The following is a 14999-nucleotide window of genomic DNA, read 5'->3' as shown; positions in this document are numbered from 1 at the left end:
ATACTTAAAAAGGGTGCTGTAGCAATTGTTGTAATAGCGGTGAGCCGCTGGAAACCTGCGAGAGCGTAATGCCATATTGGCTCAGTTGCTCGCTTAACTGCTGTTGTTGATGCGTGAATGCGTGTTTTATGGAATCTTTGGCCTTGTTGCTGGATAAATTCACGGAAAAAACCTGATCTCTCCCTTGCAGTGCTTGAATACCTTTGGCGTGAGTGTCTCCAAGTTCTATTGGGTCGTAGATTTGTATGGCTCTTACGCGGTTATGTGCAGCAATCTGCGTTATTGAGGTGATGTCTTGGTCTGATAGCGTCGAGAAGTCACTAAGACAGATCAACTCACTGCCCTTACGACAAAGATTGGCTAGGGCCTGAAAGGGATCGCGCTGCTCGTCCTTTTGAGTAGTGATTCCCATATTCAAGCCTTGATTGTGAATCTCGCACAAGCGGTTGAGTAACTGAAGCACCGCAGATTTTGAGCTAGATGGACGGATCTCAGCCAGCGTATCACCACATCGAATGATCGCGCCTACTCGGTCCTTGCTGCCAATAGCAATCCAAGAAAGTAGCCCCGCTAGATGGCAAAGCTGCACAGACTTTAATAGCAGTTGAGTTCCAGTGAACATACTCGCGGTAAGGTCAATAAACAGCACTACTGGACGTTCGCGCTCTTCAGTGAACAGCTTGGTATGCACTTTCCCGGTTCGTGCGGTTACACGCCAATCAATTTGACGTACATCGTCGCCCGCTTGATATTGACGCACTTCAGAGAAGGTCATCCCTCGTCCTTTGCGCGAACTAGTATGTTGTCCATTGAGCTGCGACCAAAGACTTTTCGCTGGTGGCTGCCAGCGTTTGCCGTGGATCTGGTAGAAACTTAGCTCTTCAACACTGGCCGTCACACCATTACAGGCAATAGGCAGCTCACCAGAAGCGATAGCCGCTTCAAGTGGATTGACGTTATTGGCTTTGGTCGCGAATAAGTGGCGGATATTAAGGCCTGGAAACATAGGTGACGGCCTTAAGCTGATGCGACTGTTCGTAGAAGTTCTTCGATGACAGCATTGCCGGTAACCCCTTCGGCCTGTGCTTGGTAGGTCAGCAGTAGGCGGTGGCGTAGTACCGGGAATATTACCGCATGGATGTCTTCTGGGCTGACAAAATCTCGGCCCGATAGCCATGCATTGGCTCGCGCTGCTCTATCTAAAGCAATGGTGGCACGCGGGCTCACACCCATTTCAATCCATTTTGCGAGATCATCGCTGTAAGCTCGGGGATCACGTGTAGCCATGATCAAGCGAATGATGTATTTCTCTATGGTTTCGGCCATGTGAATAGACAAAACTTGACGGCGAGCCTCGAAAATATCCTGCTGTGACAGTGGGGTTTCGAAGCGTTGAATCTCGCCTAAAGCCTCGCCTCGATTAAGGCGCAAAATCTCTAGCTCACTCTCTGCGTTAGGGTAATTGACTTCGAGATGAAGTAGAAAGCGGTCAAGCTGAGCCTCTGGCAGAGGATAGGTACCCTCTTGCTCGATAGGGTTTTGAGTCGCCATTACCAAGAAAAGTTCTGGTAGAGGGTAGGTAGTTTGACCCACACTGATTTGCTTCTCCGCCATCGCTTCAAGCATGGCAGCTTGCACCTTGGCAGGTGCACGGTTGACCTCATCGGCCAGTACTAAAGAGTGAAAAATAGGCCCTGATTTAAACTCGAATTCGCCTGTTTCTGGGCGATAGACATCTGTGCCTGTTAGATCAGACGGAAGAAGGTCGGGCGTGAACTGAATCCGATGAAAGCTTCCTTCAATGCAGTCTGCGAGTGACTTTACAGCACGTGTTTTTGCAAGACCTGGAGGCCCTTCCACCAATATATGACCATCGGCCAGTAGCGCAACGAGCAGTTGCTTAACGAGGTTGTCTTGACCAATAACTTGAGATTCTAGATAGCGTTGTAGTTGCTGGAATGACTGCGCTGGCATGTGTGATGTTCCTTAAAGCGAGCATTTGAATAAATAGATAGATGGAAAATCTAAAAGAAAGTTCCCTTTCTTTTGTCATTGTTTTGTCCAAATATACAGGCATTGATGACTAGGGGTAACATTAGGGTCTTTTACCGTAAGTTCAAGGGGTTATAAACACGATCTAGTAGGAAATTAGTTGCTGAACAATGGGTTGATTATGACGTTTTCAACCTTCAATAAAGCATTGTTAGTTCTCCAAGATGACGATAGTCTCCACTTCATTTAGACTGTGATAAATCATGATAAAAGAGCAATAACAATGTCTATACAACAATTCCTCAAGGGTGAGCGTGTCCCCCTTACGTCACAGCTAACCATGCAACTCATTCAAAAACCAGATCTGCAAGATATTATTGCAATGTTAGATAACCCAAAAGTGACTGAGTATTTGTTTTTTGCTCCAGCGCCAGTGGAGATGTACGAAGGCTATTTTGGGCCAATGATTGAGAATACTAGGCAGGCTATTGAGAGTCAGACTTACCCTGACAACATCATTGGTATTATCCGTGATAACGATCAGCGTTATATGGGAATGGCTGCTGTAACAAGCGTGATGTTTTTGGAGGGGAGTTATGAGATTGGTTATCAGCTTTCAGAACACGCATGGAAGCAGGGCATAGCTACGGCAGCTTGTCAGTTCTTTACTCAAATGGCATTTGAGGTTCTAGGAGCGCATAAAGTGTGTGCGGATTGCTATGCCACCAATGTTGGCTCGTATCGCACCCTAGAGAAAAATGGCTTTGAGCGAGAGGGCGTGCAAAAGGATTACTACAAGTTAGATAATGGCTTTGATGATCGCTTGCACTATGGCATGACCCGGCAGCAGTATTTGCAAAAATAGAAAAACAGAGGCTAACGGGCCTCTGTTTTTTTATTAGATTAGAGTGTTTAAGCGACAACTAAGAAGAAGATACAAGTCGCTACAATACCAATCAGTGCGTATGGGAACTGGGTTCTCGCATGCTGCATTGCTGTAACACCTGAACCTTGTGCCGATAGTACGGTTGAGTCACTGAAGAAACATGAGTGACTACCCGCAGCAGATGCAGAAAGCAATGCAGCTACCGTTAGGTGAAGAGGTACACCTAGTTGCTCGCCTAGAGGTAGGACGATAGGCATAGCGACAGCAAACACACCCCAAGAAGACGCTGTTGCAAATACCAGTGCGCCAGTAATCATAAAGATAATTGCAGGGAAGTACTGTGCAGAAAGCAGCGGGCTTACCGTTTCGATAACATACTGAGTTACGCCCAATGAATCATTGACGTTTTTCAACATGAAACCACCGATAACGGTTGCTAGTGGCAGTAGCATCACCTTGATACCATCATAGATAGCATCAAACATAGAGTTCATAGAGATTAGGTTTTGCACGCCATAGAAGCACACGGTAAAGATGATCGCTACGAATACACCCGCTAATAGGTCAATGCCAAAGTACCAGCTCGCTCCCACTAGCACGACCATAGGTAGCAAGAAGTTGATTAGGCCCATTGTAGGGTTTGTGTGTGAAGCAATATCAGAACCTAAGTCCATCTCTACAGAGTCATCAGGTTGTACTTGTCCGCCTTTTGCACGTTTTTCAGCAGCCTTCATTGGCCCAAGATCTGGCACTTTCTCAAGAGCTACTAGCAGTACAATCGCCAACGTTACCCAGCCGTAAGCCATGTAAGGAATCGCTTGGATGTAGGCTTTAATACCTTCGCCGGCTTCCGCTACACCATTTGCTTCAAGCAGAGAACTAAAGAATATCGCCCATGTAGAGATAGGTACTAGGATACAGATAGGTGCTGCGGTTGAATCCACAAGATAAGAAAGTTTTTCACGTGAGATATTGTAACCGTCGGTCACCTTCTTCATCGAAGAGGAGATAGCAATCGCATTGAGATAGTCATCGATGAAGATCAAGATACCAAGAGCGAATGTCATCAGCATTGATTGCTTACGACTCTTCACTTTAGTGACCAACATATCGGAAAAGCTAAGGATACTGCCACCCTTTTCAAGGATTGCGATTAACCCGCCCATCAGACCACAGACTAGAATGATCCATGCGATGGTTTCATCCATCATTACATCCATTGAGATGCCAACAATTTCTTCCACAGCTTGAGTTGGGTTAAGCAGTAGTACCCCAGCGATAGCACCAGTGAAAAGTGCTTCAACCGTACGGTGGGTAGTCAGTGCAAAGAGCAGTACAAGCCCTGTTGGTAATAGGCCTATCCATCCGTACGCTTCCCCCTCAGCATGATTTAAACCAATTGAGATAAAAAGGAGGAAAACCGCTATTGAAAAGATAGTGATAAAAGTGTGTTTACTGGTGATTTTCAACGATGGTGGCATCGTCTTGGTCTGTGTATTCATGTAATAGTTCCTTTATTAAGCCGTATGTAGCATCCAGTCGATTTCGGTCGTGGTAATAGCACGCTCAAATTCGGCTAACTCGCTATGCTTGCAGGCTAGATACAAACCGATGAACTCCTTCGAGATAAACTGAGAGAGTTCACTGACTTCAAGTAAATTCAAGGCTTCGAACATACGTCTAGGTAGTTCAGCCGCCTCTTCATTAAGAGCAGGTGGACATTGCTCTTGCGTGTATTGGTCACTCGCTAATACTGAAGACAGCACTACGGCAGCAAGGATATAAGGGTTAACGTCAGCACCAGCAATGCGGTGCTCAATTCGACGATTCTTTGGGTCACTCAGTGGCACGCGGAAAGACACGCCTCTGTGATTTGTTCCCCAGTCAGCCTTTGTTGGCACATAGGCTCCGGGTACGAAACGGCGGTATGAATTTACGTTGGGGCAAATTAAACCGATAGAACCGGCCGATTGAGCCAGCATTGCCGTCATTGTTTGATAGAAAAGAGGGCTTGCTTCGCCATTGTCTTGGCTAAACAGATTGTTATTGTCTGAATCAAGAAGGCTGATATGAGCATGCATGCCGCTACCTGCTTCATCAGCGAAAGGCTTGGCCATAAATGTGGCATCAAAGTTGTGCTGAGTTGCGACCTGACGAATCAAGCGCTTAGCAATGATGATCTCATCGCATGATCGAAGCACATCCTGGGAATGGTTGAAGTTGATTTCAAATTGCCCTGGTGCAGATTCAGACAGCGCGCCAGAGGTATTTAGGCCTTGCGCTTTGGCTAGGGTATTTAGGTCGGTTAGAAAACCATCATAGTCATCGAGACCGTCTACATCATAGACTTCAGTATTCTTTTCTCGGATATTCTTGGCAGGGTTCATTGCCTTAAGCAGCTCACCAGTTTTGGTTCGTTGTTTATCAACTAAATAGAATTCAAGCTCAAAAGCCATGCAAGGATATTGGTTGTTGTCTTTCAGTTGTTTGAGTTGTTTTTCAAGGATGTTGCGAATAAAGAGAGGGCTGGGCTGAGTAGCAGAATCGTCCATCATAGTCAGAAGCACTTGGCCTGTATTCTCTCGCGCTGTTGGCGTTAAAGAGGCTGGAACAGGAAAGCAAATATTGTCGGGCTCGCCAAGCTCTTCACCTAATCCGGCTGACTCAACTACATTTCCTTTGGTATCGAGAGTAATAGTAGACAGAGGCAGTGCGATTCCTTTACCCACCTTCTCTAGAGCTTCTGCAGGAATGCGTTTTCCTCTTGGCGTTCCGTTGATGTCGGTAAAAATAAGGTCGATAAACGCTATATTTGGCCAATTTTGTCGAAAATTTTTAACTTCCTGTTGAAACCATTCCATTTTAACTCTCCAGTAATTCATTACCAAACGTGTGCAAAATATTAAAATTGTTAAAATACGCATTTTTAGCAATTGATTGCATGAATAATTAACCTATATTCAATCACTTAAATGAATATCTAGGCATTTCTCATGCGATTTGATGTTCGTTTTTCTTAACTTATTATTAACACCAGAACGCTTCTTGCTCAATATAATGACCGGATTTCATTCATTTTGCGCATAAAAAACAGACATTAGTCACGCTTTGTTAAATATATCTACCAATTTGGTTGCTCGAATTAATGACCATATGTAATGTGAGTGTTAAATAAATCTTGCACGGAATGGCTATGTCAGACTCTCGTAAACCAATTATCGGTGTTGTCAGTTGCAGCAAGTCTCTTGGGGGCTATCAAATACAAGCTGTGAATGAGTTCTACCTAGATGCAGTCACTGATTTTGGCGGATTACCTATCGTTATATCACCACGAACCACTTCGGATGACCTCAAGGTGATGTTGGATGTATGCGATGGTTTTCTATTCCCTGGTAGTCATTCAAATGTTGCTCCACATCGTTATGGTGCAGAGCACGTCGAGCTTAAAACGGATGAAGCGAGAGATGAGATTTCAATCTCTTTACTTCGCCATGCAGTAGATAGAGATATTCCGTGTCTGGGAATATGTCGTGGTTTTCAAGAAATGAATGTAGCACTTGGTGGAACTTTAACCCCTGCAGTGCATGAATCTGGTTATAATGATCATAGAGAAAGCCAAACTGATGATTTTTCTGAGAAATACGCACCGTCTCATCCTGTATTGGTGCAAGAAAACAGTAAGTTTGAAGGCTGGTTATCTCAATACAATTGGCAAAATACGCAAAGTTTCGATGTGAACACTCTTCACAATCAAGGGGTCAAAACGTTAGCACCTACCTTAGCAGTAGAGGCAACAGCCCCAGATGGTCTCATCGAAGCCTTCAGCCTCCCAGATCAAAGGTTCTTTGTTGGGGTGCAATGGCACCCTGAATGGCAAGCAACAAGTAATCATTTCTCTAAGATCTTGTTCAAAGAATTTATGATGGAGGCTTCTAACTCTTAAAGGAGCTTTATCAATGGACAACCAACTGATTGGTCAAAATATTGTTCAGTTGCGAAAACAGCATGGATTGTCACAAAGGGAACTAGCAGAAAAAGCAGGGATAACGCATAGCGCAATCTCATCTATAGAGAATGCCAAAGTCAGTCCTTCTGTGAGTTCTTTACAAAAAATAGTGAATGTATTTTCACTGTCTTTATCAGAGTTTTTTACGTTTGACCAAGCAGGGAAAACGGAAGAAAAAGTGGTCTTTAAGCCAGATGAACTGGTTGAAATGGGCAGCGATACAGTATCAATGAAGCTTGTCACCAACGGCTCAAAGAAACAGGTGATCGGTTTTCTAATTGAAGAATACGCCCCACAAAGCACCACAGGTACGGATGAAATAAAACATGAGGGTGAAGAGGTTGGCACGGTATTAGAAGGCGAAATTACGCTGGAATACCAAGGCAATTCTTACATCATCAAGGCCGGTGAGTCTTATGTCATAGACACTACTGTGCCTCATAAATTTATAAATCACACAGGCAAGGCTTGCAGAATGATAAGTGCGCATACGCCAACCACATTCTAGTGGGCTTTCCTTGTTGTGATAAACAAGGAGAGTGTATGAAACTTAAATCTGATTGGTTAGAACTGCAACAAAGCCTAACTATTGAAGGCAGAGCCTACATCAATGGCGAGTTTACCGAAGCGATCTGTGGTGAACGTTTAGCAGTAATTAACCCAGCAACAGATGACATCATTACAGACATCGCTCGCTGTCAATCTGACGACGTAGAATTAGCCGTAGGATGTGCTCGTCGCGCATTCAAACAAGGAGAGTGGAGTGATAGTGCTCCTTCCCATAGAAAATCCGTCCTGAACAAATTTGCCGATCTCATTGACGCGCACAACGATGAACTCGCTCTACTTGAAACCCTAGATACGGGCAAACCTATTGCTCACAGTTCCTCTACCGATATTCCTGGTGCCGCAAATGCACTACGTTGGTATGCAGAAGCAATCGACAAGGTGTATGGCGAAGTTGCTCCAACCGAAAAAGACGTACATGCCTTTATTTCTCATCAAGCGATTGGTGTCGTGGCTGCGGTTGTTCCTTGGAACTTTCCTCTGTGGATTGCGTGCTGGAAGCTAGGCCCTGCACTTGCCGCTGGCAACAGTGTCATTCTTAAACCTTCAGAGAAGTCTTCTTTAACCGCTATCTTCCTTGGCAAATTAGCTTCAGAAGCGGGTTTACCTAACGGTATTTTTCAAGTATTGACGGGCTTTGGCCATGAAGTAGGTGACGCACTTTCCCGTCATCAAGATATTGACTGTATTACCTTCACTGGATCTACACGAGTAGCTGGCCAATTGATGATTGCGTCTGGTGAAACAAACCTAAAACGTGTTTGGGCTGAAGCTGGTGGCAAGAACGCCAATATCGTTTTTGAAGATTGTGGCGATTTAGATCGAGCAGCAGCAGAAACTGCAGGCGGTTGCTTCTATAACCAAGGTGAAGTGTGCGTAGCCGCTACTCGTTTGCTGGTACATGAAAGCATCAAAGACGAGTTTGTAGAAAAAGTCATTCAAGCTGCGAAAAATTTCCAACCCAAAGATCCTCTCGACCCTTCTTCTTCAATGGGCGCGCTGATAGATCAAGAACACAAAGCCAAGGTTTTGAGTTATGTCGAACTGGGCACAGAAGCAGGCGCAACATTGCGTTGCGGTGGTGATGTCGACGGGCAAGGTGCATTTGTAGAACCAGTGATCTTGGATAACGTGAATAACAAGATGCGAGTAGCACAGGAGGAGATCTTCGGCCCTGTCTTGTGTGTCATTCCATTCAGCACAGAGCAAGAAGCTATTGAAATAGCAAATGACTCTCAATATGGCCTAGGTGCAGCACTTTGGAGTGACAGCATTAATCGCGTTCACCGTGTCGCGAAAAAGCTTCAAGCTGGTTCAGTTTGGGTGAACAACTACAACGAAGGGGACATGACTGTTCCGTTTGGTGGCTTCAAGATGAGTGGTAACGGGCGAGACAAATCGCTTCACGCAATGGAGAAATTCACCGAAACAAAAACGACATGGATTCGTCTACAGCCCTAAGCTCGCAAGAGTTGGGTTGTCACTGACTAGATAAGGAATATTGTAATGAACAAACATACCGATTCGTTTTACGCCAATTCGATAAATAACATTGTTGAATACCCTCAGTTACAGGACAACATTGAATGTGATGTGTGTGTCGTGGGTGCTGGATTCTCTGGCTTATCTTCAGCGCTGCATCTTGCAGAGAAAGGTTTCAAGGTTGTTGTTTTAGAAAGTGCTAAAGTTGGCTTTGGCGCAACGGGCCGCAATGGTGGCCAGATTGTGAATAGCTACAGTCGTGATGTAGATGTTATTGAAAGTCGTTACGGTGAAAAGCAGGCAAAACAACTGTGTGACATGATCTTTGAAGGTGGCGATATTATTCGTGGCCTTGTAGACAAATATCAGATTAACTGCGATTTAAAACAAGGTGGCCTGTTTACTGCATTAAACCCTAAGCAATTCAAAGGACTAGAGCATCATAAAAAAAACTGGGAACGTTATGGCAATGACCAGCTTTCAATCCTAGATGCTTCAGAGGTTGAATCTGCAGTGGGTACCGATGCTTACGTAGGTGGCCTGCTTGATATGCGTGGTGGACACATTCACCCGCTGAAACTTGCGCTGGGTGAGGCAGCCGCGTTTGTCTCTCTAGGCGGACAGATCTTTGAACAGTCAGCAGTTACCTCTATTGAAAAAGGTGCAAACCCTATCGCTCGCACAGCAACAGGTAGCGTTAAGTCTAAGTACCTAGTCCTGGCGGGTAACGCTTACCTTGGCGGTCTTGCTCCAAATATCAGCAATAAAGCGATTCCTTGCGGCACTCAAGTTGTGGCTACAGAGCAGTTAACTGACGAACAACTGAAAACCATCCTACCAAGTGATTACTGTGTAGAAGATTGTAATTACCTGCTTGATTACTTCCGTTTGAGCGCTGATAAGCGTTTGTTGTTTGGTGGTGGCGTTGTGTATGGCGCGAGAGATCCAAAAGATATTGAATCTTTGCTTCGTCCAAAAATGGAATCGATTTTCCCTCAATTAAAGGGTATCGGTATCGATTATCAATGGACGGGTAACTTCCTACTGACCTACTCACGTATGCCACAGTTTGGTTCGTTTGCCGACAATGTCTATTACCTGCAAGGGTATAGCGGCCATGGCGTGACTTGTACTCACCTAGCAGGAAAGTTACTGGCAGAAGCCCTAACTGGACATGCTGAGCGATTTGATGCTTTTGCTGCATTAAGACACCCTTCATTCCCAGGCGGTCGCCACTTCCAAATTCCATTTACGGCGATGGGCGCGGCGTATTACAACCTTCGTGACAAATTAGCTATCTAACAAATAAGGACATTACATGAGCAGAATCGTTAAGTTTGCAGCGTTGCAATTGACTAAGAGCTGGGATCTTGAGGCAAACCTTGAGAAAGCGAAAGCCGCTATTCGTGAAGCCGCTGAAAATGGCGCTAATGTTGTCGTGCCTCAAGAGCTATTTGCTGCGCCTTACTTTTGTAAGGTACAGGCTGCAAAGTATTTTGAGTTGGCAGAAGAAACGGAAAAATCACATCTCATCGCTGAGATGAGCAAACTTGCTAAAGAGCTAGGTGTTGTTATCCCTGTTAGCTACTTTGAAAAAGCAGGTAATTGCTTCTTTAACTCGCTAGTGATGATTGATGCCGACGGTACAGTGTTAGATAACTATCGTAAATCCCACATCCCAGATGGCCCAGGTTATAGCGAAAAATATTACTTTAGCCCTGGCGATACAGGCATGAAGGTATGGGATACACAGTTTGGCCGTTTTGGCGCTGGTATTTGCTGGGATCAATGGTTCCCAGAGTTAGCTCGTACCCTAGCACTACAAGGTGCAGAAGCGATTTTCTACCCAACTGCTATCGGCAGTGAGCCTCAAGACCCAACATTGGATTCTCGTGATCACTGGCAACGTACAATGCAGGGACACTCTGCTGCAAACCTAGTACCAGTAATCGCGTCTAACCGAGTAGGTGTTGAATTGGACGACGGCATTGAGACGACCTTTTATGGATCTTCATTTATCACTGACCACACGGGCGGGAAGATAGCGGAAGCACCACGTGAGGGTGAAGCCATTATCTATGCAGAGATCGACTTGCAAGAAGCGACTCAAGCGCGTCACGCGTGGGGACTCTTCCGAGACCGTCGCCCTGAACTATATACAGACGTAGCTAAACTATCTGTGTAGGAGAGCGGCAATGAAACTCACCACAACACCAAGCAATGACGGGTATTATTTTCCTGCGGAATTTAAAGCCATTGGCGAAGTTTGGCTAGCTTGGCCTGAGCGTCGCGACAATTGGCGTGATAATGCATTGCCAGCACAGAAGACCTTTGCGCGTATTGCCAATGCAATATCCGAAGTCGTACCTGTGAACGTGGCAGTCAATCAGGCGCAACTTCAACAGGCTCGTGAATTGCTTAAGCCGGAAATCAAGCTATTTGAGATTCCTTTCAATGATGCTTGGATGCGAGATATTGGCCCAACAATCGTTGTTAATAACGAGGGAGAGCGCCGAGGTATCAGCTGGAAGTTCAATGCATGGGGTGGTGAGTACAACGGCTTGTACGATGACTGGAGCCAAGATGATCTTGTTGCATCCGCTGTGTGTGATGCCATAGGCCTTGATCATTATAATGCGCCTTTTGTATTAGAGGGTGGTGCAATCCACACCGATGGTGAAGGGACGCTTTATACCACTGAAGAATGTCTTCTTAGTCCAGGGCGTAACCCTGAACTGAGTCGCCAACAAATTGAGAGTAAGCTGCAGCAATATCTTGGTATTGAGAAGGTAATCTGGGTGCCCAATGGCTTGTTTAACGATGAAACAGATGGCCATGTAGATAACCTGCTACATGTGATTGCTCCGGCTAAGGTTGTACTTAGTTGGACTGATGATCCAAAAGATCCGCAGTACGCATTATCCCGTGAGGCTGAAAGCAGTCTGTTAGCTCAACGTGATGCTAAAGGCAGGGAAATAGAAATTATCCGTCTTCCTACACCTGGCCCTCTATTCTACAAAGAAGAAGAGGCATCGGGTATAGAGGCTAGCGACGGCATGACTCGAGAAGCAGGTGAGAGGCTAAGTGCTTCTTATGCCAATTTCTTAATGGTTAATGGCCATATATTTCTACCACTGCTTGATGAGTCAACAGACCAAATAGCCATCGATATTCTTCAGCGAGCATTGCCAAAATATCGAATCGTCGGCATACCATCAAGGGAAGTACTACTTGGCGGTGGCAATATCCACTGTATTACTCAGCAAATACCAGCGTAACGATAGACCGATGCGCAAACAAAAAGGATTTAGAGGTTAGTTCTATGCACCTTATTAACAATAAAAAACTGCTCTCTTTCATGGTCTCAGAGTCGGCCAATAGTATTGCGGTTAATAACCCGGCGACCGGTGAGTGTATTGGGTATGCGCCGATAACATCAAAAGATGAGATCCTTGATGCTATTGAGCGCTCAAAGCTTGCTCAGCAATCTTGGGCGGAGCAACCGGCAAAAGCACGCTCTGCCGTGTTGCAGCAGTGGTATCAATTGCTTCTGGACAATCAAGATGATCTTGCTCGTTTGATGACCCTTGAACAAGGGAAGCCGTTAGCTGAGGCTAAGGGTGAGGTGATGTATGGTGCAAGCTTTATCCAGTGGTTTGCTGAAGAAGCAAAGCGCACCTATGGCGAGACTATTCCAGCACCTAGTGGTGACAAACGCTTGCTGACTATTCGACAACCTGTCGGTGTGACAGCGGCGATTACGCCATGGAACTTCCCTATTGCAATGATTACACGTAAAGCCGCGCCCGCTTTAGCTGCGGGATGTAGCATGTTGATCAAACCCGCAGAGGATACGCCACTTTCCGCGTTTGCTATGGCAGAGCTTGCCTATGAAGCAGGAGTGCCAAAAGACCTACTCATCATAGTGCTAGGTAAACAAGCAGCTGAAGTGGGGGATATATTCACCACTCACCCAACAATCCGTAAGCTTTCATTTACCGGCTCGACACGTGTTGGCCGACTGCTGATGCAGCAAAGCGCTGGTGATGTGAAACGCACGTCTATGGAGCTAGGCGGGAACGCCCCATTTATTGTGTTTGATGATGCCGATATTGATAGTGCCGTTGCTGGAGCTATGGTGTCTAAGTTTCGTAATGCGGGACAAACCTGTGTCTGTGCAAATCGTTTTTATGTCCACAGTAAGGTCTACGATGCCTTCGTTTCTAAATTTGATACTGCCGTTCGTGCCCTTAAGGTTGGAAACGGTATGCAAGAGGGCGTCAATATTGGTCCTGTTATTAATCAGGCGGCGAAAAACAATATTCAATCGTTAGTTAAAAAGGCGATTGAACAGGGCGCAGAGCCGACGTCGAGTATCGAAGAATTGTCTGGGTTGTATCTACAGCCTGTGATTTTGAAACATGTTAAGCACAATATGGATATCGTGTCTCAGGAGATCTTTGGGCCTGTTGCACCTGTGATTCGTTTTGATACTGATGAAGAGCTTATCGAGATGGCCAACGATACGATTTATGGCCTAGCTTCTTATTTTTATAGCCAAAACGTCCACCGTGTTTGGAAAGTAGCTGAAGCGCTGCAATACGGCATGGTCGGTATTAACGATGGAATAATTTCTACAGAGGTCGCGCCTTTTGGCGGGGTCAAACAATCGGGTATTGGACGTGAAGGTGCTAAGCAAGGCATTGATGAATACATGGACATCAAATACCTCTGCTTCGGCGGCAATTAATAAAGGGACAGAACAATGACCAATCAACAGCTACACCAAAGAAGAAGCCAAGTTATCGCCCAAGGTATGGGCGCTGTATACCCACTCTATGTAGAACGTGCTGAAAATGCACATGTGTGGGATGTAGAAGGGAATAAATATATCGATTTTGCCGCAGGCATCGCAGTAACGAATACAGGGCATTCACACCCTCGAATTACTGAAGCTGTAAAGAATCAGTTAGATAACTTCTCTCATACTTGTGCCATGGTGACTCCTTACGCGCCTTTTATTGAACTTGCTGAAAAATTGACTCAATTGGTTCCTGGAGATTCTGAGAAGAAAGCGATTTTTCTAACCACAGGTGCAGAGGCTGTTGAGAACGCGGTGAAGATTGCTCGTGCAAAAACTGGCCGCAGTGGTGTGATTGCATTCAAGGGTGGCTTTCACGGTAGAACTAATCTGACTATGGGTCTGACGGGTAAGATAGCGCCATACAAAGCAGGCTTTGGCCCATTCCCTGGTGAGATCTTCCATGCACCTTACCCAAATGCTTTTCATGGCATTACTGTTGAGCAAAGCATGCAGGCACTGGAAGATTTGTTTAGCTGTGATATCGAACCTTCTCGTGTTGCTGCGATTATTTTTGAACCTGTACAAGGTGAAGGTGGTTTTTATCAAGCACCTGCTGAGTTTGCACAGGCACTGCGTCAGCTATGTGACAAACATGGTATTGCACTGATTGCTGATGAAATTCAAACGGGTTTTGCTCGCACAGGTAAAATGTTCGCGACTGAGCACTTGGGCATTGAACCGGATATGATGACTTTAGCAAAGGGTATTGCTGGTGGTTTCCCTATTTCTGCGGTAGTTGGTAAATCTGAGATTATGGATGCAGCGCAACCAGGCGGTTTAGGGGGCACTTATGCAGGTTCACCACTAGCGTGTGTGGCGGGTTTAGAAGTGCTAAAGATCATTGAAGAAGAAGATTTGTGTAATAAGGCAAATGGCATTGGTGAGATCGTTAATGCTCATATGACCAAGCTTCAGCAACAAGTGCCTTCTATTGGAGAGGTTCGTACTACTGGCGCGATGATGGCTATAGAGTTTACCGACCCTAATAGCGGCGCTCCGCTTCCGGACGTGACTAAAGCGGTGATCGGCAAGGCACAAGAAAATGGTGTTATCTTGTTATCTTGCGGTGTGAAGGCGAACGTTGTGCGATTGCTACCGCCATTGACGATAGAGTCAGAGGTGCTGGTTGAAGGTCTAGAAAAATTAGAGAATATTATTCTAGAAGTGACTCAATCTTAATTATCTCTCGTCTATATACAGTT

General features: G+C 45.5%; 13 protein-coding genes. 9 read left to right on the top strand and 4 right to left on the bottom strand.

Going from position 1 to position 14999, the window contains the following annotated elements; genetic code table 11:
- Positions 1–4: 4 nt before the first annotated feature.
- Positions 5–1006, bottom strand: a complete 1002-nt coding sequence (locus OCU46_RS16040) for a DUF58 domain-containing protein (protein ID WP_141270634.1) — start codon at positions 1004–1006, stop codon at positions 5–7.
- Positions 1007–1017: 11 nt separating this feature from the next.
- Entirely contained in the window at positions 1018–1974 is a 957-nt protein-coding gene (locus OCU46_RS16035) for an AAA family ATPase (RefSeq protein ID WP_141270635.1), read from the bottom strand.
- A 301-nt stretch (positions 1975–2275) separates the two neighbouring features.
- Between OCU46_RS16035 and OCU46_RS16030 the strand changes: the two genes are divergently transcribed.
- Positions 2276–2857: a GNAT family N-acetyltransferase gene (locus OCU46_RS16030; RefSeq protein ID WP_141270636.1), complete on the top strand. Its 582-nt coding sequence runs from the start codon at positions 2276–2278 to the stop codon at positions 2855–2857.
- A 47-nt stretch (positions 2858–2904) separates the two neighbouring features.
- Here OCU46_RS16030 and OCU46_RS16025 read toward each other — a convergent pair whose 3' ends face one another.
- Positions 2905–4380: a Na+/H+ antiporter NhaC family protein gene (locus tag OCU46_RS16025; RefSeq protein WP_141270637.1), complete on the bottom strand. Its 1476-nt coding sequence runs from the start codon at positions 4378–4380 to the stop codon at positions 2905–2907.
- A gap of 15 nt (positions 4381–4395) precedes the next feature.
- A complete protein-coding gene (locus OCU46_RS16020) occupies positions 4396–5739 on the bottom strand; it encodes a glutamine synthetase family protein (RefSeq protein WP_141270638.1) in 1344 nt (447 codons plus the stop codon).
- Positions 5740–6071: 332 nt separating this feature from the next.
- On the opposite strand from OCU46_RS16020, the gene OCU46_RS16015 reads away from it, so the two are divergent.
- The 8 genes from OCU46_RS16015 to gabT are packed head-to-tail and all read left to right on the top strand — an operon-like array spanning position 6072 to position 14976.
- The gene (locus tag OCU46_RS16015; protein ID WP_141270639.1) at positions 6072–6821 is read left to right on the top strand and encodes a gamma-glutamyl-gamma-aminobutyrate hydrolase family protein; all 750 of its coding nucleotides are present in this window, start codon (positions 6072–6074) and stop codon (positions 6819–6821) included.
- Between the two features lie 13 nt (positions 6822–6834).
- Complete coding sequence (gene puuR / locus OCU46_RS16010; RefSeq protein ID WP_141270640.1) at positions 6835–7392, top strand: HTH-type transcriptional regulator PuuR; 558 nt, start codon at positions 6835–6837, stop codon at positions 7390–7392.
- 35 nt (positions 7393–7427) lie between these two features.
- On the top strand, positions 7428–8912 hold the full coding sequence (locus OCU46_RS16005) for an aldehyde dehydrogenase (protein WP_141270641.1): 1485 nt from the start codon (positions 7428–7430) through the stop codon (positions 8910–8912).
- A gap of 45 nt (positions 8913–8957) precedes the next feature.
- Positions 8958–10235, top strand: a complete 1278-nt coding sequence (locus OCU46_RS16000) for an NAD(P)/FAD-dependent oxidoreductase (RefSeq protein ID WP_141270642.1) — start codon at positions 8958–8960, stop codon at positions 10233–10235.
- Between the two features lie 16 nt (positions 10236–10251).
- Positions 10252–11118: an N-carbamoylputrescine amidase gene (gene aguB, locus OCU46_RS15995; protein ID WP_141270643.1), complete on the top strand. Its 867-nt coding sequence runs from the start codon at positions 10252–10254 to the stop codon at positions 11116–11118.
- 10 nt (positions 11119–11128) lie between these two features.
- Positions 11129–12211, top strand: a complete 1083-nt coding sequence (aguA, locus tag OCU46_RS15990; RefSeq protein ID WP_141270644.1) for an agmatine deiminase — start codon at positions 11129–11131, stop codon at positions 12209–12211.
- A 44-nt stretch (positions 12212–12255) separates the two neighbouring features.
- Positions 12256–13683 (top strand): NAD-dependent succinate-semialdehyde dehydrogenase, encoded by a 1428-nt coding sequence (locus OCU46_RS15985; protein WP_141270645.1) that lies wholly within the window; start codon positions 12256–12258, stop codon positions 13681–13683.
- A gap of 15 nt (positions 13684–13698) precedes the next feature.
- Positions 13699–14976 (top strand): 4-aminobutyrate--2-oxoglutarate transaminase, encoded by a 1278-nt coding sequence (gabT, locus tag OCU46_RS15980; protein ID WP_141270646.1) that lies wholly within the window; start codon positions 13699–13701, stop codon positions 14974–14976.
- Positions 14977–14999 lie beyond the last annotated feature (23 nt).

Origin of the sequence: Vibrio comitans (assembly GCA_024346835.1) — a bacterium.
In the GTDB taxonomy this organism is placed as follows: Bacteria; Pseudomonadota; Gammaproteobacteria; order Enterobacterales; family Vibrionaceae; genus Vibrio; species Vibrio comitans.
Note: the sequence above shows the minus strand (reverse complement) of the source record. Positions and strands in the feature narration are given on the sequence as shown.

Coding starts and splice junctions, on each gene's coding strand:
- OCU46_RS16040 (WP_141270634.1), bottom strand. CDS start 1,006: ATGTTTCCAGGCCTTAATATCCGCCACTTATTCGCGACCAAAGCCAAT.
- OCU46_RS16035 (WP_141270635.1), bottom strand. CDS start 1,974: ATGCCAGCGCAGTCATTCCAGCAACTACAACGCTATCTAGAATCTCAA.
- OCU46_RS16030 (WP_141270636.1), top strand. CDS start 2,276: ATGTCTATACAACAATTCCTCAAGGGTGAGCGTGTCCCCCTTACGTCA.
- OCU46_RS16025 (WP_141270637.1), bottom strand. CDS start 4,380: ATGAATACACAGACCAAGACGATGCCACCATCGTTGAAAATCACCAGT.
- OCU46_RS16020 (WP_141270638.1), bottom strand. CDS start 5,739: ATGGAATGGTTTCAACAGGAAGTTAAAAATTTTCGACAAAATTGGCCA.
- OCU46_RS16015 (WP_141270639.1), top strand. CDS start 6,072: ATGTCAGACTCTCGTAAACCAATTATCGGTGTTGTCAGTTGCAGCAAG.
- puuR (WP_141270640.1), top strand. CDS start 6,835: ATGGACAACCAACTGATTGGTCAAAATATTGTTCAGTTGCGAAAACAG.
- OCU46_RS16005 (WP_141270641.1), top strand. CDS start 7,428: ATGAAACTTAAATCTGATTGGTTAGAACTGCAACAAAGCCTAACTATT.
- OCU46_RS16000 (WP_141270642.1), top strand. CDS start 8,958: ATGAACAAACATACCGATTCGTTTTACGCCAATTCGATAAATAACATT.
- aguB (WP_141270643.1), top strand. CDS start 10,252: ATGAGCAGAATCGTTAAGTTTGCAGCGTTGCAATTGACTAAGAGCTGG.
- aguA (WP_141270644.1), top strand. CDS start 11,129: ATGAAACTCACCACAACACCAAGCAATGACGGGTATTATTTTCCTGCG.
- OCU46_RS15985 (WP_141270645.1), top strand. CDS start 12,256: ATGCACCTTATTAACAATAAAAAACTGCTCTCTTTCATGGTCTCAGAG.
- gabT (WP_141270646.1), top strand. CDS start 13,699: ATGACCAATCAACAGCTACACCAAAGAAGAAGCCAAGTTATCGCCCAA.